The sequence below is a fragment of the Algimonas porphyrae genome (assembly GCF_041429795.1).
GTDB classification, from domain to species: Bacteria; Pseudomonadota; Alphaproteobacteria; order Caulobacterales; family Maricaulaceae; genus Litorimonas; species Litorimonas porphyrae.
The window spans coordinates 534756-552713 of the sequence record NZ_CP163424.1; the positions used below are offsets into that span (position 1 = coordinate 534756).

A 17958-nucleotide genomic window follows, 5' to 3' on the forward strand; every position below is an offset into this window, starting at 1 on the left:
TCCTGCGACATGGGCTCTCTCTCTCTTTTTCTTGTGATCCCGGTTATTTTTATGGTCCGGGGGCAGACGGTTGTGCCTGTCACCACCTTCAAGCCACATGTGTACCGATCGTTCCAGTAACGGTTTATCACGCCACGTCACGGATGTGTGAGAATGATGGGAACAGGGTGCCTTCGGGGCGATCCGCTGGCTTGCCGCCAAAGCCTTGCTTGGTTACAGGGGCGCAACTTTACCGCCAGAGACGATTTCAAAACGAGGTTCACCATGGCAGGCCATTCCAAATGGGCCAATATCCAGCACCGCAAGGGTCGCCAGGATAAGCTGCGCTCCAAGCTGTTCTCAAAACTCGCCAAAGATATCGCCGTGGCTGCCAAAATGGGCGGCGGCGACCCGGACATGAACCCGCGTCTGCGCCTAGCGATCGCCAACGCCAAGGGCCAGTCCATGCCCAAGGACAATATCCAGCGCGCGATCGACAAGGGCGCAGGCGGTGACGGCGCAGACTATGAAGAGATGCGCTATGAAGGCTTCGGCCCCGGCGGTATCGGTTTCATCATCGAAGCCAGCACGGACAATACCAACCGCACGGCTATGGAAGTCCGTACCGCCTTTTCCAAGAATGGCGGTAATATGGGCGAAACCGGTTCCGTCGCTTTCATGTTCGATCAGGTTGGCAAGATTGAATATGCGCTGGAAACAGCCGATGAAGATACGGTCATGGAAGCCGCGATCGAAGCGGGTGCGGACGATGTCGAACATGACGACCCAGCGGAAGATCAGTGGGATGAATATGAACCCGTTCACACGATCTGGACTGCGCGCGATGATCTGGGCGAAGTGGCATCCAATCTGGAAGCCAAGTTCGGAGAAGCCAAATCGGTCAATCTGGTTTGGAAAGCCCAGAACGATATCGATAACCCGGACATTGCTGCGCAGGTCATGCGGATTAATGACGCGCTGGAAGATCTGGATGACGTGTCGTCCGTCTTCCACAATTTCGACATGACGGATGAAGCTGCCGCGCGTCTGGAAGACGATTAGGGCAGCATAGCGCGGCTAGACACTGTGGCCGCCACGCACACGCTTACGGCCAGGGCCGTTTTCAACCAGAGTTGGCCGATCATGCTGGCCAATGCGGCTGCGCCGGTCGTCGGGCTGGTCGATACATTCGTGATCGGACGTTTTGTCGGGACCCAGGCGCTGGCCGGGATTGGTCTGGGCGCGGTCATTTACGGTATCGTCTATTGGGGCTTTGGCTTTCTGCGCATGAGCACGGCAGGGCTGGCGGCTCAGGATGACGGGGCCGGAAATGTCGAAGGCGTTCAGGGCCATATATTACGGGCCGTGCCACTCGGCCTCCTGATCGGCGCGCTGGTCTTTGCCTTGCAGCTATTACTGCTTCCCGCCGCCTTCGCCATCTTTACCGCAGATCCGGCTCTCGAAGCAGAAGCCTCGACCTATATTCAGGCCCGGCTCTGGGGTCTGCCCGCGACATTGGGGACCATCGCTCTGATGGGGTGGTTCGTCGGGATCAGCCGGGCCGGTCTGGCGCTGCAGCTCCAGGTCGTCCTTAACCTCGTCAATATCGTCTTGTCGCCTCTGTTCGTGATCGGCTTGGGAGCGGGGTTGTATGGCGTGGGACTGGCGTCGGCTCTCGCGGAATGGGCGGGCTTCGGCATGGGGCTGATGCTGATGCGGCGCGAATTCATCCGGCGGGGCGGGCTACAGCCTGGGGTTGTGACCCGCTCGAACCTTCTGGACCCGGTCCAGCTACGGCGGCTCGGCGTGGCCAATTCCAACATCTTCATCCGTACATTGGCGCTGACGCTTGGATTCAACTTCTTCAGCAATGCCGCCGCGTCGGAAGGATCGCTTTTCATGGCGGCCAACCATATTCACATGCAGCTGATCACGATGAGCGCGCTGGTGCTGGATGCATTTGCGCATACGGCGGAAGCCGTCACGGGGGCGGCCTATGGAGCTAAGGACAGACGGCGATTTAACCGTGCCGTGCGCCTGACGACGCGTTTTTCGGCCCTGTTCGCGCTGATTATCGGCGCGCTGATCATTGGGCTGGGGCCCTTCCTGATCGACGGTCTGTCAATCGATCCGGCCGTGCGGGACATGGCGCGAACCTATCTGCCCTATGCTGCACTGGCCCCCATCATCGGCTTCGCGGCCTATCAGATGGACGGTATCTTCATCGGAACGACCCGCACGGCGGAGATGCGCAACGCCGGAGTGGCTGCTGTCGTGCTTTATATCGGCGCGCATACGGTCCTGGTCCCGCTGACAGGTCCAGCTGGTATCTGGCTGGCGTTCCTGTTCTATTACGCGGTGCGCGCGCTAACCTTGGGCGTCTATTATCCCCGCATTCTTCGACATATCGGCCCGGAAACTCAGTCGGCTTCGGAATAGATCGTCTCGGAATAAAGCGTTTCCGGCGCATGTCGGCAAACCACGCGTCTATCTTGGGCGTCCAAGCTGATCTGCTCGGCGTCCCATCGGTCCAGCACTGTCAGATCCCTTTGCTCCGCGAACGGGATTGTCAGGCGCAATCCCGTCATGTCCGCAGAGCGCAAGCGGTCGAGCCGGATCGGAAAGCCGAGTGCGTCCGAGGTTCCGCCCTGATCGTGCAGCCACGCCGTCCTGATGCCCGACTGACAGAGAAAGGGTCGGACTTTCAGCGATATGTTCGGGACCGCCCCTCGCATGCCGAACAGCCAGTCGCCCGTCAGGCTGAGCCCGCGATCGGCAAAGGTGATCCCGTCAGCCGTGAGGGTCAGCGTTTCTTCCAGGACAATGTCTTGGGCGAACGCGTCGGATGAAAAACGGCAGGCGCCTTCGTCGAGTGTGCCGACAAACCGGTCCTGATTGTCCCGCCGGTCCAGCGACCAGAACAGATCGCAGCCCTCCCAGACGGTGAAGTCATCCGGCCCCAAGACGGATAGGGGCGACGGATCGCGATAGGCCCCGGCCAACATGTCGTCCGTCCGGGGGACATGAACCCGCAGGCGAAAGGCCGCATCCTCCCGCGAGTCTGCGAGGCTTAACGTATAGAGCCGTTGCCTGTAGACTTTTTGCGGATCGCCGTCGCGATATTGATGGGCCAGAAAAACGATGTCACCCAGAGCCGGGACTTCGACCCGTCGGAAAATGGAGTGCCGCCGATAGTTACGCTGATCTGATCTCGCCTCGTCAAGCCATTGGCGGGTACTGTCATAGCGACCCGGGAATATCGTGACGAAGCGCGCCAGCTGCTGCTCCGCAGTCAGTGAAGTTTCGGGCGTGGCATCGTCCGCTTGAGGGACCACATCAGATGAGAGACAGGCTCCGGGGAGCAGGGTCAAGAGCAGGAAAGCCGGCAGGAACCGCATCGAGCCAATTCGGCGGCTGTCGGGTGAGTGACATGTCATAGTGACTTTGTCGCATAGACGCAGACTTCGGCATAGTCCCAAGGCTGGACGCTACGAGAGCCACTGAGATTTATGTCTCTGGAGTCAGTCTCTGGCTTGAGCCTCGGGCTGATTGAGCTGTTCGCAGTCGGACCGACAGACGTTCAAGCCGGACAGGGCCGCGCGTCCGCACATTTCGGATCGCGGCGTTTGTGTTGTCTGCGGCGACTTGGCGGCCAGTTTTTCGAACAGGGCTGCGCAGCTCTCATAGCCATCGACAAATTTGATTTCGCACTGGCGCAGGCAGACGGGCGCGCGACCGGAAAAGCTATTGAGGCCCTGTTTCAGGTCAGGTGACCATGGGGCCGGGGTGGACGCGTCTTCGGTCAGGCCCTGCTGTGCCAGAGCGTCCAGCAGAAGCGCGGCGGGCGTGGCCTGTGTCTCCACAGGCTCATCCGCGGCGGCCAGACCACTCGCGCCCAGAATAAGGACGCTGGTCAGGATAAGGATCGATCGCATCATGACATCGACTCCGGGTTCACTCAGCCTGCGGCAATGCCGCTGGCGATCAATTCGCGTGCCTTGTCGAGACCGCCCCAGCCCAGCACCTTGACCCATTTGTCCTCTTCCAGATCCTTATAATGGGCGAAGAAGTGCGGGATCCGGTCCTGGAGGACCTGCGGCAGATCGCGATAGGTCTGGATCTGCGAATAATAGGGCGTCAATTTAGTGTGCGGCACAGCCACGATCTTTTCGTCCAGACCCGCTTCGTCTTCCATCATCAGAACACCGACGGGACGGGCGCGAACGACGCAACCCGGCATCAGCGCACGCTGGCCGACGACCAGAACATCCGTCGGATCGCCGTCATCGGACAGCGTGTGCGGAATAAAGCCGTAATTGCAGGGATAGCGCATGGACGTATAGAGAAAGCGGTCCACGAACATGGCTCCGCTGGCCTTGTCGAGCTCATATTTGATCGGTTCGCCGCCAAGCGGGACCTCGATGACGACATTGATGTCATCGGGCGGATTCTCACCGGCGGAAATGGCTGAGAGGTTCATCGGGGCTGGGTCGCTAAACGATTAAAGGGGCTGGCCCAAAAGACCAGTAACGTCGCGCCGCCCATAGAAGCCTCTGCGCCGCTCCGCAAGGCCTACCCGCGCTTGAGACGACCGCCATTGTCTGGAGTCAAGTCATCCGGATTTCGCAGTCCCTCTGCCTGACGGCGCCTCACCCCAGGATCGCCCAGCCGCCCGAAATGATCATGACGATTCCGATGATCCAGTTGAACGCCTTCGCAGCGCGAGGATCCTGCAGCTTCGTGCGGATCCAGCGCGAGAAGCCGGCATAGACGGCCAGCCCGCAAATCTCTGTTACGGTGACGGTGATCAGCATGATCAGAAATTGCTGAATCATGGGTTTGGCCGGATCGAAGAAAACCGGCAGCAAAATGCCGAAATAGACGAGCGGCATCGGGCTGCTGATCTGCAGCCCCAGCCCCTTGGCGAACAGGCGCGACCGCCGCGGCGCATCTTCGCTGCCGACCGACATATCGGGTAAGGGCCCGATAATAACGGACAACGCCAGATAGAGAATGACCAGCAGGCCGAGCATTTTGAGCGCGAAGGTGACGGCTGGAAAGGCCTCCAGCAGGGCGCCCGTCCCACTGGCCGCCAGCAGCAGCCACAGGACATTGGCCGCCGCAATCCCGAAAGCGGCCAGCATGGCAGGGCGAAACCCATAGCGAAAGGAACTCGCCATCACGAGCATGACCGCCGGTCCCGGTGTCAATCCGCCCGCACCAAACAGCACGACCAGTTTCAGCCATGTTTCGAAATCCAACGCGATGCCCCTCATATTAGCGCTAGCGCCCTAACAGCGTCCGCCCTATCTGTCACCGCTGTGACCGAAGCGTCTGACGATATCGACCCCCCGATCGAAGAAGCGCCGTTGCAAGGTGTGCTCGCCCATGTCCTGTCAGAAATGGACGGCGAAGACAGCAATTTGCGCGACATTGTCGCCAGCATGGGCCACCGCGCCTTCGGTCCCGTCATGGTGCTGTGCGGCCTGTTCTTGATGACGCCGATCGGCGCAATACCCGGCTTGCCGGCGGCATTCGGTCTGATCAATATCGCCTTTGCCGTACAACTGCTGGCACGGCGGCCCTATCCGTGGGTCCCTGACATCCTGGCCAAGGTGCAGGTTCCGCATGCGCGCGTTGCAAAGGCTCACGCCAAGGTCGCGCCGTGGCTCGCCAGGATCGACAATGTCATCCGGCCGCGTCTGCCGTCCGCAACGGAAGGCCCCATGCTCGTGCTCGCCGCGCTCGTGGCGATCCTGCTATCGGCGACCATGGTTCCGCTGGGCCTGATCCCTTTCGGTGTCGTCCCGGCGGCATTCATATTGGGGTTGATGGGGCTGGCCCTGATCGCGCGCGACGGCGTGCTGATGCTCATAGCGCTCAGCGTATCCATCGGGATTTTCGCATGGGCAGGGATTCTGGTAGGTGGCTTGCTGGCCTAAAAAACAGGTCGCGCGATCATCAACCAGAGGATAGCAAGGACTGAAAAGAACGCTGGAACACCGCAGGCGAACCAGATTCGGAACAGGTGGTCATAGCGTGCAGGGAGATCCGTTCTCTCACGGACGGCCTGCAGAGCCAAGTCGCGCATCTTCTTCTGAATCCTGACGACGGGCAGCCAGAAAATACCTGTCAGAACGTAGAGCCCGACGGAGAGCAGGATCCATCCTTCCGTTAGAGGCCAGCCAATCATATGGGCCAGCCACAATCCGGTCAGGGGCTGGATGACGACAGCGCTGGCAGTGAAGACCCAGTCTGCGATGACGACGATGTGCGCCGTATGGGCGATCAGGGTCGGGCTTCGCGTCCGATGCGCCATCAGCATAAAGAAGGCGATTCCCGCCCCCGTACCCAGCAGGACGGTTGCGCCGATCACGTGCAGCCACCGGACGAAGTCGATCATCATCACCGCGCCTCCGACATGGCCGCCACAGCGAGTGCGAGGGTCAGGGCGGGAAAGACTTTGACCATCGGTCCCAGCGGATCGGCCCAGAGAGTCGGCGTCAGCCATGCACTCGCGACCAGATAGGCCCCTCCCAGGACGAAGCTTACAGCGCAACCCATGCGCACGGTTGGACGAAAGGCGATCATGGTGCCGACAATAATGTCTGCGAGGGATCCGCCAAAAACCGCAAGACGAGACAGACCTTCCGGTACGACCTCGGATAGAACGTCCAGAGCGACTTCGTGCCTGATCACTCCGATCACGCCCGAAACGATCCAGAATAATGACAGGGTCGCGACCATGACCGGATAGACGAGCGAGAGACGCGCCGCGATCCGCTCCTGCCGTGTCGAGGGCAGGGACTGCAGGCTGGCTTGCAGAGACCGCAAGGATGCACCGTGCAAGGCAGTCCCGTCCGCAGCGTTGCCTCGGACGCCATCGGCCAATACGGTCAAGGAAGTCGATCTGAGAGCGGACGGCCATCCCAGCCATCCAGCGAGATCGGCGAGTTGGACGGTCATCCATCCCAGCCAAGACGGAACATGCCAAGCATGACGCGGCGGTGCGAAACCGAGCCACTGCCGGAAGGCAAGAACGACGTCGAGAAGGTCATGGCTCTTGGTTTCGACCAAGTCGATATCGTGCCGGTCCAACTCTCCCGCCACGGACAGGGCGACGGCCTGCGCCACGTCAGCGACATGAACGGTCTGAACTTGGGCGTCTGCCATGAAGATGGGTTGCACCCAGGGAAAGGCCGCGAGCATGCGTATAAGCGCCGTCCCGCCATAGGATTGCGGAGACAGGACCAGACCGGGCCGCAGGATTGTCCAAGATAGGCCGGATTCCTGAATCGCTTTGTCGGCCCGACCTTTGCTACGGAAGAATTCAGTCGTTGCACCCTCACTCGCACCCGTTGCGGATATCTGAACGAAGCGCTCGACCCCCACCGTCTCGCATGCCTGTATCAGGGCGACGATGGCGCTATGCTGCGTATCGGACACGCGGCGGTTCAGCCCGCCTTGCAGAACGCCGGATGCGTTGACCACGACATCGACGGCCTCCAGATGTGGCAACCAGTCGGAGGCCTCTTTCAGCACCGACAGGTCGGCTCCAATCCAGTCGGCTTCTGGCAGCAGGGCCTTCCCTCGTGATCGGGACCGGCCCAGTCCGACTATCGAATGACCGTCCTCTAACAGACGACGGGATAGAGGAAGTCCAATCAGGCCGTAGGCGCCGAGAACCAGAATGCGCATCGCCGGCTCTCCTTCAATCAAGTGGTGGTTGCTCTACGCCACCATCACGCTTGCTGAACTCTCCGGTAGATCCTCACCAAAGGCGCGCTGGTAGAATTCGCTGATGACGGGGCGTTCCAGCTCGTCGCATTTATTCAGGAAGGTCAGGCGGAAGGCTTGGGCCAGATCACCGTCGAAGATGCGGGCGTTTTCGGCCCAGTTCATCACCGTGCGCGGGCTCATGACCGTTGAGATGTCGCCATTGATGAAGGCATTACGGGTCATGTCGGCGACGCGGACCATGCTGGCAATCACGTCGCGACCTTCCGCATTGTCATAAGACGGGCTCTTGGCCAGAACGATCTTTTCTTCTTCGTCATGCGGCAGATAGTTGAGCTGACAAACGATCGACCAGCGATCCATCTGGCCCTGATTGATCTGTTGCGTGCCGTGATAGAGGCCGGACGTATCGCCGAGGCCCACCGTGTTGGTCGTGGCGAACAGGCGGAATGCGGAATGCGGCGTGATAACCTTGTTCTGATCCAGCAGCGTCAGGCGGCCTTGCGCTTCCAGTACGCGCTGGATCACGAACATCACGTCCGGACGGCCCGCATCATATTCGTCGAATGTCAGCGCGACCGGGTTCTGCAGCGCCCATGGCAGCAGGCCTTCTCGAAACTCCGTAATCTGCATGCCGTCCTTCAGGACGATCGCATCCTTGCCGATCAGGTCGATCCGGCTGACATGGCTGTCCAGATTGATGCGCACCATCGGCCAGTTCAATCGTGCGGCGACCTGTTCGATATGGGTCGACTTGCCCGTGCCGTGATAGCCCTGAATCATCACCCGACGATCATAGGCAAAGCCGGCCAGAATCGCCTGCGTCGTCGGTCCGTCAAAGCGGTAGGCATCGTCAATCGACGGGACGAATTCCGATGCCTGCGAAAAGGCCGGAACCTGCATGTCGAAATCGACGCCGAATGTTTCGCGGGCGGAAACGGTGATGTCGGGTTGAAACAGCGGAAACTGGTCGGTGCTCATGGCAATCTATCTGATAAGAGTGGAATATGAAGCGGCTCTAGCCCCTGCTGGCTTACAATCCAAGCACAGCGATGACTGACCACCATGCGTTGAGCGCATGATCGCTAGCCGAGATTGGCGTTTTTGAGGATTTTCCAGGCCTTGAGCACGCGCTGGAAGCTTTCTTCGGCGTCGCGCTTACCCTGATTGGCGTCGGGGTGGAACTGTTTGACCAGCTTGGTGTAGCGCTTGCGGACCTCGTCTGGTGTGGCCCCTTCATCCAGACCCAGATCATGCAAGGCCTTGAGCGCCATCTTGGATACGCTGCGGCGCGGCGCGGCGTCGACGCTGCCGGGATCGCCGCCATCGCCGAAAATGGTGTAGCCTTCCGCCGTCGCCGCCGTTGCTCCCGCCTTGCGTTTCTTGTTCGCCTGCGCGCGCTCGGCCGTGTTCTTGCGCACGTCCCAGGTCGGTCTGTGACCATGGCGGGCACCCACCTGCCATTCCGTAATGTCGGCATCAGACATGCCTTGGAAGAAGTTCCAGTTCTTATTGTATTCGCGCGCATGCGCCTGACAGAAATTATGATATTCGCGCAGGCGGTCCGGCGACTTCGGGGCCTTGCAGCCGCCCATTTTTTCGCATCCGGCCCATTCGCAGGGCTCCTGCGACGGCGCCTTTTTCTTCTTCGCTTTCGCGGCGCTGATATCGATGCCTTTGGATTTCCAGGAAGAGGCCAAGGAATACTCCGGTCGTTGAAAAGAATGAAATTTCGAACGGCGCAACATGGCGATATGCGGGCCTCAAATCAAGTCACGATCACCGCGCAAGGTCGACGCAGGGCCGCAAAACAGTCTAAGGACGGCTATGACCGATATTCTTGCAACAATTCAGACGAAACTGACTCTGGCTTTCGCGCCGTCGCTGCTGTCGGTCGAAGACGAATCGCATCAGCATGCCGGTCATGGCGGAGCGGCTGAGCATAAGGCCGAATTTGGCGACACGCCGAGCCACATTCATATCCGGATTACGGCTGCCGCGCTGGAAGACCTGTCCCGACTGGCGCGGCACCGGGCCGTCATGGACACGATTGTAGACGAGGTGAAACGCTTGCACGCCATCCGTCTGACGGTGAATGACTAGGTGATCCAGACCCCTGTCTGGCGTCTTGCTGGCGGGGTCGTGACGTGTCGCTGACGGGGTGATGACATTGCGGACCAGAGGCTGTTGCGATTGTCTGAACTCTGTAATCGCCTATTCCGGGCCGAGGAGACAGTTATGCAATTTCACCCTGATGCTTCGAAGATAAAGCGCTGGCGCGAAGAACGACACTGGTCACAGGACCATCTCGCCGACCTGGCCGGGATCGGCACGCGCACCGTACAGCGTATCGAAAAAGGAGAGGCCGCGACCTACGAATCCGTCATGGCACTGGCGGCGGCGTTCAATGTCGATGTCGTGGCCCTGACGGTCGATCCGAACGAGCAGGCCAAAGCAGAGAAAATAACGGAAGCCTCAAAAGGGCTCGCAGGGTTGCGACTTTCGTTCTGGATCCATCTGGCGAGCTATGTCTTTGTGATGATCGTGTTTCTGGCGATCGACCTGAGCCAGCCCGGTGACGGTTTCACTATGCTTGTTCCCGCCGCCTGGTGCACGGTCGGTATTTCCGGTCATGGCTTGGCGGTTGCGATCTTTACGCTTGTCCATAAATTCAATCAGGGTGAGCTGGCGCCCTGATCGGTCATTCGTGTCCCGGCGACATAGGTCGCCTCGACCGTGATCGCCTGTATATCGGACGCCGTCAGGGGGTTATCGCTCAGCACGACGAAATCGGCCCACTTACCGGGGGCGAGACTGCCCAGAGCCTGGTCCTGAAAAGCCGCATGCGCGCCGTCGATCGTCATCGCCCGCAGTGCCGTTTCTCGATCGACCGCCTGCGCGGGATACCAGCCGCCCTCCGGCGTTCCGTCCCGCTTGGTTCGGGTGGTTGCGAAATGCAGCGTCTGCATCGGTTCCCAGGGTTCGCCCGGCAGGTCCGAGTTGAAAATGATCGGGACCCCGGCGTCCTGTAACATCCGCCAGGCATAGGCCCGGCGAATGCGGCGAGAGCCGACGCGGTCTTCGGCCCAGTCACTATCCCCCATAGCATGGCTGGGCTGCATGGAGGCGATGAGCCGCAAGGCGCTCGCGCGTTGTGCAAAATCAGGTCGCACGAGCTGCGCATGCTCGATCCGCCAGCGGTGATCCGGAACCGGGCCGTTGGCGTCGGGTGCCAGGCGTCGCTCGAAACTGGTCAAAATGTGATCATTGGCGGCATCGCCAATCGCGTGAACCGCCATCTGAAATCCGGTCTGTCGCGCCCGTTCGGCCAGTCGTTCGACCTGCGGCAGTGAAATTCGCGCCGTCGGGCGCGCAGCCTCGGGGCGATCCGTATAGGGGGCATGCAGGATCGCCGTGCGCGACCCCAGACTTCCGTCATAAAAGACCTTGATCGCGCCGATATCGAGCCAGTCATCCGGATCGTCCTGCCGACCGCTCGCGAACCAGTCCTCCATCAGCGCTGCATCATTTCCATTGAGCATACCGAACACGCGGATCGGCAAGCGGCCCGCCTCGGCGAGCGCCTGGAAAGCGGCGACATCCCCGGTCTGCATACCAGCTTCGTGAACGCTCGTAACGCCAGCTTCTGCCAGGCGGCCCAGACCCGCGATGATCGCAGCTTCGAGCTGGTCCGGACTGGGGTCAGGGACAGCGTCGAACAACAGATTTTGCGCCAGCGTCAGCAGCACGCCTGTGGCGTGGCCTGAGGGACTTCGCAAAATCGTGCCACCCTCCGGATCAGGCGTCGTGTCCGTGATACCCGCGCGCATCAGGGCGGCGTCATTGGCCATGGCAGCAAAACCGTGTAGACTTTCCAAGGCGATTGGATTGTCAGGATAAGCTTCGCTCAAATCTCGCGTCGTCGGATAGCCGCCCACCGCATCCGTTCCGTCATAGCTGGCAAAAGCGCCTTCATCCCAGCCCTGCCCGATGATCCAGTCACCGGGTTGCGCGTCGGGTCGCTGCTGCCGAATGCGGGCAATTATGGCCTCGACGCTTCGCGCGCCGACCAGATCGACCTTCAGCGCATCCAGACCCAGCTCACGCACATGCGCATGGCTGTCGACGATGCCTGGCATGATCGTGCGCCCGGAAAAGTCGCTCAGCACCGCGCCGGGATTGCGGACGCGCAGCGCGTCTTCGGTGCCGAGCGCCGTGATCTTGCCATCTTCGATCAGCATAGCGCCGGGCGCGGGTCCGTCTTCCATCGTGATGAATGTCGCGCCCGTGATCAGCTGCGCATCGGGAATCACTGCATCTGCCGCGCATCCGCCGAGCATCATTCCCATGGCAACGGCAAATCCGACCGGTTGCCAGCGCATCTGCCTCACGGAAGCTTCCGTTGATCGGGCTCGAACGTCTTACGGACTTTCAGGGATTGAATCTGATTGCGCTCACGCGACAGAATTTCGAATCGGTAGCCGTGATAGGCGAAGGTCTGCCCCGCCGTCGGAATGGTCTGGCTTTCATGGATGACCAGCCCGGCAATGGTTACCGCCTCGTCGTCCGGCAGTTTCCAGTCCATGGCCCGGTTCAGATCGCGGATGGCCACGTCGCCGCGCACGACTGCGCCGCCATCCTTGGACCGGGTCACGCCGGCCAGTTCCTCGTCATATTCGTCCTGAATATCGCCGACGATTTCTTCCAGAATATCTTCCAGCGTGATGACGCCCATCAGCGCGCCATATTCATCCACGACCAGCGCGAAGTGCTCGCGCTTGCTCTGAAAGGCCCGGAGCTGTTTCACGACCGACGTCGTCTCCGGGACGAACCAGGGTGGACGCAGCAATTTCTTCACGTCAACGGTGGCAACCTCGCCGGATTTGGTCAGCGATGCGAGCAGATCCTTGACATGAATGATGCCAACGACATTATCACTGTCGCCCGAATAAACGGGTAGCCGGGAATGACCGGATGCGAGGACCTCCTTGATCAGTTCGTCCGTCGGGCTGTCCCTGTCGACCATGGACAGGCTGGAGCGATGGATCATCACATCTTCGACCGTCAGCTCGCCAATTTCCAGCACGCCGTAAATCTGGTCGCGGGCGCGCTTGGCGACTCCGCCTTCCTGCAGGTGCAGATCGACCGCGCCTTTGATTTCATCGGCGGCCGTCCAGGCGCTGGCATTGGTGTCGACACCGAACAGACGCAACACGCCATTGACGATGGCCTGCACGACCAGAACAATCGGCGCGAGAAAACGGATGATCAGACTGATCGGGCGCGCGACGATCAGGGCCAGCTTGTCGGGTTGGGAAATGGCGTAGGTCTTCGGCAGTACTTCTGCGAAAATCAGGATGAGCGCCGTCATCACACCCGTTGCCACTGCAGTTGCAATGATGCCGTCACCGAACAGTTCGGCGAACAGGCGCGCGGTCAGAATCGACGCCAGAATATTGACCAGATTGTTGCCCAGAAGGATTCCGCCCAGCAGCCGTTCGCGCATGTTGATCAGGCGCGAGACGATGGTGGCGCGCCGGTCGCCGTCCTTTTCGGCTGCGTGCATGCGCACGCGCGACGCTGCCGTCAGCGCGGTTTCGGATGAAGAGAAGAATCCCGAACAGACCAGCAGTGTCAGGATCACGCCGATCAGGATCAGATTGTCCGGTTCCAGTAGGGCGCTCATGGGGCGATATCCTCCAGATAGGCGGCCAGTTCGGCTTCATCGACGCCGGGATGGACAAAGCTGCGACCGATATCATGGCACAGGATCAGTGTGATCTGCCCGCCTGAATTTTTCTTGTCCTGCCGCATATGCGACATCACGCTGTCCGGATCGCCGAGGAAATGCGACATGTCCAAACGCGTCGGCATGGACAGACGGGTCAGATGGTTACGCACCCGGTCGGCGGCCAGTTGCGGGCACAGCGTTGTGCGAGCTGAGAATTCGAACGCCATATCCAGACCGGCACTGACGGCCTCGCCGTGCAGCAATGCGCCGCCATAGCCTGCCACCCGTTCCAGTGCATGCGCAAAGGTGTGACCCAGATTCAGCAGGGCCCGGACCCCGCCTTCACGTTCATCCTGTGCCACGACATCGGCTTTGGCTGCACAAGAGACGGAAATGGCCTCCCGCAGGGCGTCCGCATCACGGTCCAGCACGCGCTTTCCCAGCCCGTCATCGAGGGCTGAAAAGAACTCCGGACGATCGATCAGCCCGTATTTGACGATCTCGGCATAGCCCGCCTTGATCTGGCGGAGCGGCAAGGTCGAGAGCAGGTCCGTGTCGATCAGAACCAGTCGGGGTTGGTAGAAGGCTCCGACCAGATTCTTGCCATAGGCATTATTGATCGCCGTCTTGCCGCCGACCGAGCTGTCGACCTGTGCCAGCAATGTGGTGGGCACCTGCACGAAAGGGGCACCGCGTTTGAAGACGCTGGCGGCGAAGCCCGTCAGATCTCCGATCACTCCGCCGCCAAAGGCCAGCACCGTATCGGACCGGTCAAAGCCTGCGCGAAACAGCGAATCCAGCACGGCGTCCAGCCCCTCCATGCTCTTCTGGTCTTCGCCTTCGGGCCGCACGATCATATGTGTCTGGAAATCTGACAGGGCTCCGGCCAGTGCCTCTCCATGCAACGCGTGAACGGTCTCGTCTGTGACCACGGCAACCCGGCCTGAGGGCGTGACGGCGCGTAGCCGGTCTGCAAGGTGGGCGAGTGCGCCGCCGCCGATACATATATCATAGCCGCGCGACCCCAGATCGACGCGGACTTCGTGCAGAGGCGTGTCGATGGCGTGAGCCTGATTGGTATCTGTTTGGGTGGGATCAGCCATTCTGGCGAAGTCCGGGTCTGGGAGACGGCTTGTCAGGGCTCGACCGCGCGGCCAGAAAGGCACGAATGGCGCGTTCAACCCGAGCCACCGTGCGCATATGCGGCCCCTTGGCAACGGGCACGGTGATATGGGCCTGGCTGTAGATAGGCTCGCGTTCATCCATCAGCTCGCGCATGCGGGTCCGCGGATCGGGGACATGCAAAAGGGGCCGCGTATCCTTGCGGGAGACGCGCTCCATGATGGTTTCGAAATCGCCTTTCAGCCAGATCACCAGCGCCCGCTCCTTCAGCAGCTCATGCGTCGGAGGATGGATGAAGGCGCCGCCGCCCGTCGCCAGAACCGTGGCGGCGTCTGTCAGCAGCCGCTCGACGACGCGTCGTTCCCCGTCGCGAAAGGCCGCCTCACCATGATCGCGAAAATAGCCGGCAACCGTACGTCCCGAGGCGCGCTCGATTTCTTCGTCCGAATCAAAAAAATCCCGGTCGAGGGCCCGGGCCAGGCGTCGACCCACAGTGGTCTTCCCCACACCCATCAGGCCCACCAGCGCGATGGGGCGGTCCGCAAAGGGACAAGGCATCAATTTCGGCGCAGTTGCGCCCTTATCTTCCGTGCTTGTGTCTGCCAAACTGTCTCTCAGTGCTGCGGACTGCCCGCAGAATGTCATATTCGGTACTAAGTATGGGGTCTTATCAACCCCCACTCAACATTTAAACGCGATAAGGTGCGCTATGAAGAAGATGCTGATCATTACAGGTGGCGTTTTGCTGCTCCTTATCCTGATCCTGGTCTGGCTGGCAGCCTCTGTCGGCCCGGATACGGCTCCGCAGGATGTCCAGACGATCGAATTGCCCAACCCGTATGACCGCTAGCGTGCCAAGTCGCAGACGCGCGGTCCGTTGGCCTCTGCGTTGCGGTGTCGGCCTCGCGGCCATGACCGTCATGGCTCTGGTGTCGCCCGCTTTTGCGCAGACGATCGAGGTCGAAGGTCTGGACGCCGCCAAGGCATTCGCGCCGGGCATCGATGTGGCGGGCGAACTGCCCCGTTCAGCCTGGACGGGGACTGATGCGAACACGGCGATAGCGCTGCTGGAGGCTATTCAAGGCGACAGCAATCATCCCATCGTCAGCAATATGCGGCGCAGGGTTGTGCTCGCCGGACTGTCTCCGCCGGCCGGGGCCGGGGACGCCTTTGATCGTGCCCGCATCGAAGCGGCACAAGATCTCGCCACGCCGGATGAATATGAGCTGTTCGCCGCCCGCAATCCGGCAGCGCGCGATCCGAGCCTGCGCGCCGAGGCCGCCATCGCTCAGGGCGATCTCGAGACCGCCTGCACCATTTCCGACACGATCACTCAGGGACGGGGCGAGAGTTTCTGGGTCCGTCTCCGCGCGGCCTGTCATGAGCACCGCGGGGAGACAGCGCTTGCGGAACTGGCGCGCGACCTGTTGCGAGACCGTGGCGAAACCGCCGAGCTGGTCGTGCCCGAACCGCCGAAAGGCTTCTGGGTCGAAGTGATGGCGCTGGGTGAGGCTGAGCTGATCGCCTTCATGGACGTTGCCGCCGACTGGCCCGCGCCAGCCCTGCCGCTTGTGATCGAGCCTGAAGTCGAAGCATCGGACCCGATTGATTTGAACGCCTTGCCTGCCGACGATGTGGTAGCAGAGGCGCCGATCAATCTATTGCCACCAGCTGACGATCTGGCAGTCCTGGACCTGAATAACGACGCTGAAAGCGAGGCCGAGCCTGAAGTGCCGCCCGCAGCGGCGTCCGCCATCGATCTGGGCGCAGTCCTGACCGATGAGACGGATCGTGGAACGGCGCGCTTATTCCGTCTCGGTCTGGACGGGGATGCCAAAGCCGTATCCGAATTCGTCCGCCGCGCGAAAGCTGCCGGGCTCGATGCCAACCGCGTTCTGGCCCGCATACCGGCTTTACTGGATCCGACACAGATGGCGGTCGTCGATCTACCGCTCTTTGCCCGCTACGCCGTGGCGACAGGTGATATTCCGCTCATTCAGGCGCTCTTCGTTGCGACGGAAGATCTGGAGCTGCAGCAAAGACTGGCGCTGGCGTCGGATGCGCTGGGGAGTGGATATTACGATAAGCCCTTGGGCGACTGGCTCGAAATGGATCTGGAAACAGGGGATGCCGCCGCGCTGGGCGACGTCATGATTGCGCTCGGACTGGGTGCGCGCCTTAGTGCGCGAGCCGATGCGGCGCTACGCGACTATGATCTGTCCGGCTCTGATATATCCTCACTGCTGGATTGGATTGCCGTGGATCAGGCGCTCGACCGTGGCGCGCAGGCCGAAACATTGCTCAGGCTGGCCACTCTGATCCCGGATGCCGGCACGGCGGGGGATCGCGGATCGCAGGAGGCGGTCAGGCTCTACAGGGTCCTCAAAGCGTTGCGTCAAAGCGGGTTTTCCGATCTGGCGAACCGTCTGGCAGCCTATGAATTTCTGCGCGGTCTCTAGGCGCGTATCGTGAGCATCGACTCCTTTCTGGAAATGATGAGCGCGGAACGCGGCGCTGCTCCGAATACGCTGGCTGCCTATGGCCGGGACCTTCGCGACTGGCAGGCGGCGCTCAACCCCCGGACATTGACTGATGCGTCGACCGGTCATCTGGAAGGCGTTCTGTCGGTCTGGGCGCGGGCTGGACTGGGTGCGTCCACGGCGGCCCGCAAACTGTCCGCGTTAAAGCAATATTGCCTGTTCGCCCAGACGGAGGGATTGCGTCAGGATAATCCCGCTCATCGCCTGCGCGCGCCGAAAGCACCCAAACCCCTACCCAAAGGGATGAGCCAGTCCGATGTCGACGCGCTGCTGACTCAGGCAGCGTCGGACATGTCGGCAAAAGGCCTGCGCATGCAGGCCATGCTGGAGATACTCTATGCTGGCGGGCTGCGCGTGTCTGAACTCGTCAGCCTGACTCTGTCCCAAGTGCAGAGGCGGGATGGCTGCCTTCTGATACGCGGCAAAGGGGGACGGGAACGGCTCGTGCCGCTGACCCCGCCGGCCATCGGGGCGATCGAGGCGTGGAAATCTGTTCGCGTGAAAACGCTGCCGAAGGGGGTCGATGCGGCGCAGCGAGCAAAGCCCTATCTGTTTCCCGGCGCGGCCAAGTCGGGACATCTTACACGCGAAGCCTTTGCCAAGGCCTTGAAGGACCTGGCGCGTGATGCAGGACTGCAACCATCGCGCATCAGCCCGCATGTGCTGCGTCACGCTTTTGCCACGCATCTGCTGGAAGGGGGTGCGGATTTGCGTGCCGTTCAGACATTGCTGGGTCATGCTGATATTTCGACCACGCAAATCTACACCCATGTGCTGGATGCGCGCATGAAAGCGCTGCTCGAAGCCGCGCATCCGCTGGCGACCCGCCCGAAGACAGGCTAAGAGACG

Annotated in this window: 20 protein-coding genes; 8 read left to right on the top strand and 12 right to left on the bottom strand. The window is 61.0% G+C overall.

What is annotated here, in order from left to right; genetic code table 11:
* Positions 1-264 precede the first annotated feature (264 nt).
* Positions 265-1041: a YebC/PmpR family DNA-binding transcriptional regulator gene (locus AB6B39_RS02690; protein ID WP_284371533.1), complete on the top strand. Its 777-nt coding sequence runs from the start codon at positions 265-267 to the stop codon at positions 1039-1041.
* Positions 1042-1065: 24 nt separating this feature from the next.
* Positions 1066-2418 (top strand): MATE family efflux transporter, encoded by a 1353-nt coding sequence (locus AB6B39_RS02695; RefSeq protein WP_284371534.1) that lies wholly within the window; start codon positions 1066-1068, stop codon positions 2416-2418.
* On the opposite strand, the gene AB6B39_RS02700 is transcribed toward AB6B39_RS02695, so the two are convergent.
* The 4 genes from AB6B39_RS02700 to AB6B39_RS02715 all read right to left on the bottom strand — a co-directional run bounded on the left by AB6B39_RS02700 (position 2400) and on the right by AB6B39_RS02715 (position 5255).
* Positions 2400-3377, bottom strand: a complete 978-nt coding sequence (locus AB6B39_RS02700) for a chromophore lyase CpcT/CpeT (protein WP_284371536.1) — start codon at positions 3375-3377, stop codon at positions 2400-2402. The two genes, AB6B39_RS02695 and AB6B39_RS02700, sit on opposite strands and share 19 nt — an antisense overlap.
* A gap of 123 nt (positions 3378-3500) precedes the next feature.
* A complete protein-coding gene (locus AB6B39_RS02705; protein ID WP_284371538.1) occupies positions 3501-3917 on the bottom strand; it encodes a hypothetical protein in 417 nt (138 codons plus the stop codon).
* 20 nt (positions 3918-3937) lie between these two features.
* The gene (gene ppa, locus AB6B39_RS02710) at positions 3938-4459 is read right to left on the bottom strand and encodes an inorganic diphosphatase (protein ID WP_284371540.1); all 522 of its coding nucleotides are present in this window, start codon (positions 4457-4459) and stop codon (positions 3938-3940) included.
* A gap of 169 nt (positions 4460-4628) precedes the next feature.
* The gene (locus AB6B39_RS02715) at positions 4629-5255 is read right to left on the bottom strand and encodes a LysE family translocator (protein WP_371398685.1); all 627 of its coding nucleotides are present in this window, start codon (positions 5253-5255) and stop codon (positions 4629-4631) included.
* Between the two features lie 45 nt (positions 5256-5300).
* Between AB6B39_RS02715 and AB6B39_RS02720 the strand changes: the two genes are divergently transcribed.
* Complete coding sequence (locus tag AB6B39_RS02720; protein WP_284371545.1) at positions 5301-5921, top strand: exopolysaccharide biosynthesis protein; 621 nt, start codon at positions 5301-5303, stop codon at positions 5919-5921.
* On the opposite strand, the gene AB6B39_RS02725 is transcribed toward AB6B39_RS02720, so the two are convergent.
* The 4 genes from AB6B39_RS02725 to AB6B39_RS02740 form a co-directional block, all read right to left on the bottom strand.
* On the bottom strand, positions 5918-6385 hold the full coding sequence (locus AB6B39_RS02725; RefSeq protein WP_284371547.1) for a DUF2269 family protein: 468 nt from the start codon (positions 6383-6385) through the stop codon (positions 5918-5920). The genes AB6B39_RS02720 and AB6B39_RS02725 overlap by 4 nt on opposite strands.
* Positions 6385-7677 (bottom strand): SDR family oxidoreductase, encoded by a 1293-nt coding sequence (locus tag AB6B39_RS02730; RefSeq protein WP_284371549.1) that lies wholly within the window; start codon positions 7675-7677, stop codon positions 6385-6387. The genes AB6B39_RS02725 and AB6B39_RS02730 overlap by 1 nt, the downstream gene beginning before the upstream one ends.
* Before the next feature lie 33 nt (positions 7678-7710).
* On the bottom strand, positions 7711-8697 hold the full coding sequence (gene cobS, locus AB6B39_RS02735) for a cobaltochelatase subunit CobS (protein ID WP_284371551.1): 987 nt from the start codon (positions 8695-8697) through the stop codon (positions 7711-7713).
* 104 nt (positions 8698-8801) lie between these two features.
* Positions 8802-9416: a J domain-containing protein gene (locus tag AB6B39_RS02740; protein WP_284371554.1), complete on the bottom strand. Its 615-nt coding sequence runs from the start codon at positions 9414-9416 to the stop codon at positions 8802-8804.
* Between the two features lie 127 nt (positions 9417-9543).
* On the opposite strand from AB6B39_RS02740, the gene AB6B39_RS02745 reads away from it, so the two are divergent.
* Both AB6B39_RS02745 and AB6B39_RS02750 read left to right on the top strand, forming a co-directional pair.
* Positions 9544-9819 (top strand): BolA family protein, encoded by a 276-nt coding sequence (locus AB6B39_RS02745; protein ID WP_284371556.1) that lies wholly within the window; start codon positions 9544-9546, stop codon positions 9817-9819.
* A gap of 135 nt (positions 9820-9954) precedes the next feature.
* Positions 9955-10413, top strand: coding sequence for an XRE family transcriptional regulator (locus AB6B39_RS02750; protein ID WP_284371559.1), 459 nt, complete (start codon positions 9955-9957; stop codon positions 10411-10413).
* Here the strand turns inward: AB6B39_RS02750 and AB6B39_RS02755 are convergent.
* From AB6B39_RS02755 to AB6B39_RS02770, 4 genes are read right to left on the bottom strand one after another with little or no spacing between them, the layout of a single operon-like run.
* Positions 10392-12098 (bottom strand): amidohydrolase, encoded by a 1707-nt coding sequence (locus AB6B39_RS02755; protein WP_284371836.1) that lies wholly within the window; start codon positions 12096-12098, stop codon positions 10392-10394. The two genes, AB6B39_RS02750 and AB6B39_RS02755, sit on opposite strands and share 22 nt — an antisense overlap.
* 5 nt (positions 12099-12103) lie before the next feature.
* Positions 12104-13402, bottom strand: a complete 1299-nt coding sequence (locus AB6B39_RS02760) for an HlyC/CorC family transporter (RefSeq protein ID WP_284371561.1) — start codon at positions 13400-13402, stop codon at positions 12104-12106.
* The gene (gene aroB / locus AB6B39_RS02765; protein ID WP_284371563.1) at positions 13399-14550 is read right to left on the bottom strand and encodes a 3-dehydroquinate synthase; all 1152 of its coding nucleotides are present in this window, start codon (positions 14548-14550) and stop codon (positions 13399-13401) included. The genes AB6B39_RS02760 and aroB overlap by 4 nt, the downstream gene beginning before the upstream one ends.
* Positions 14543-15175 (bottom strand): shikimate kinase, encoded by a 633-nt coding sequence (locus tag AB6B39_RS02770; RefSeq protein ID WP_284371565.1) that lies wholly within the window; start codon positions 15173-15175, stop codon positions 14543-14545. The genes aroB and AB6B39_RS02770 overlap by 8 nt, the downstream gene beginning before the upstream one ends.
* A 103-nt stretch (positions 15176-15278) precedes the next feature.
* Between AB6B39_RS02770 and AB6B39_RS02775 the strand changes: the two genes are divergently transcribed.
* The 3 genes from AB6B39_RS02775 (at position 15279) to AB6B39_RS02785 (ending at position 17952) form a co-directional block, all read left to right on the top strand.
* Positions 15279-15419 (top strand): hypothetical protein, encoded by a 141-nt coding sequence (locus AB6B39_RS02775; protein WP_284371567.1) that lies wholly within the window; start codon positions 15279-15281, stop codon positions 15417-15419.
* Positions 15420-15480: 61 nt separating this feature from the next.
* Positions 15481-17028 (top strand): hypothetical protein, encoded by a 1548-nt coding sequence (locus AB6B39_RS02780; RefSeq protein WP_284371569.1) that lies wholly within the window; start codon positions 15481-15483, stop codon positions 17026-17028.
* A 9-nt stretch (positions 17029-17037) separates the two neighbouring features.
* Positions 17038-17952, top strand: a complete 915-nt coding sequence (locus AB6B39_RS02785; RefSeq protein WP_284371571.1) for a site-specific tyrosine recombinase XerD — start codon at positions 17038-17040, stop codon at positions 17950-17952.
* Positions 17953-17958: the final 6 nt, after the last annotated feature.

Excerpts from the sequence above, each read along its gene's own strand:
- AB6B39_RS02750 (WP_284371559.1), top strand. The coding sequence starts at position 9,955 with ATGCAATTTCACCCTGATGCTTCGAAGATAAAGCGCTGGCGCGAAGAA.
- cobS (WP_284371551.1), bottom strand. The coding sequence starts at position 8,697 with ATGAGCACCGACCAGTTTCCGCTGTTTCAACCCGACATCACCGTTTCC.
- AB6B39_RS02715 (WP_371398685.1), bottom strand. The coding sequence starts at position 5,255 with ATGAGGGGCATCGCGTTGGATTTCGAAACATGGCTGAAACTGGTCGTG.
- AB6B39_RS02775 (WP_284371567.1), top strand. The coding sequence starts at position 15,279 with ATGAAGAAGATGCTGATCATTACAGGTGGCGTTTTGCTGCTCCTTATC.
- AB6B39_RS02730 (WP_284371549.1), bottom strand. The coding sequence starts at position 7,677 with ATGCGCATTCTGGTTCTCGGCGCCTACGGCCTGATTGGACTTCCTCTA.
- AB6B39_RS02755 (WP_284371836.1), bottom strand. The coding sequence starts at position 12,098 with ATGCGCTGGCAACCGGTCGGATTTGCCGTTGCCATGGGAATGATGCTC.
- AB6B39_RS02700 (WP_284371536.1), bottom strand. The coding sequence starts at position 3,377 with ATGCGGTTCCTGCCGGCTTTCCTGCTCTTGACCCTGCTCCCCGGAGCC.
- AB6B39_RS02745 (WP_284371556.1), top strand. The coding sequence starts at position 9,544 with ATGACCGATATTCTTGCAACAATTCAGACGAAACTGACTCTGGCTTTC.
- ppa (WP_284371540.1), bottom strand. The coding sequence starts at position 4,459 with ATGAACCTCTCAGCCATTTCCGCCGGTGAGAATCCGCCCGATGACATC.
- AB6B39_RS02725 (WP_284371547.1), bottom strand. The coding sequence starts at position 6,385 with ATGATGATCGACTTCGTCCGGTGGCTGCACGTGATCGGCGCAACCGTC.
- AB6B39_RS02705 (WP_284371538.1), bottom strand. The coding sequence starts at position 3,917 with ATGATGCGATCGATCCTTATCCTGACCAGCGTCCTTATTCTGGGCGCG.
- AB6B39_RS02690 (WP_284371533.1), top strand. The coding sequence starts at position 265 with ATGGCAGGCCATTCCAAATGGGCCAATATCCAGCACCGCAAGGGTCGC.
- AB6B39_RS02780 (WP_284371569.1), top strand. The coding sequence starts at position 15,481 with ATGACCGTCATGGCTCTGGTGTCGCCCGCTTTTGCGCAGACGATCGAG.
- aroB (WP_284371563.1), bottom strand. The coding sequence starts at position 14,550 with ATGGCTGATCCCACCCAAACAGATACCAATCAGGCTCACGCCATCGAC.
- AB6B39_RS02760 (WP_284371561.1), bottom strand. The coding sequence starts at position 13,402 with ATGAGCGCCCTACTGGAACCGGACAATCTGATCCTGATCGGCGTGATC.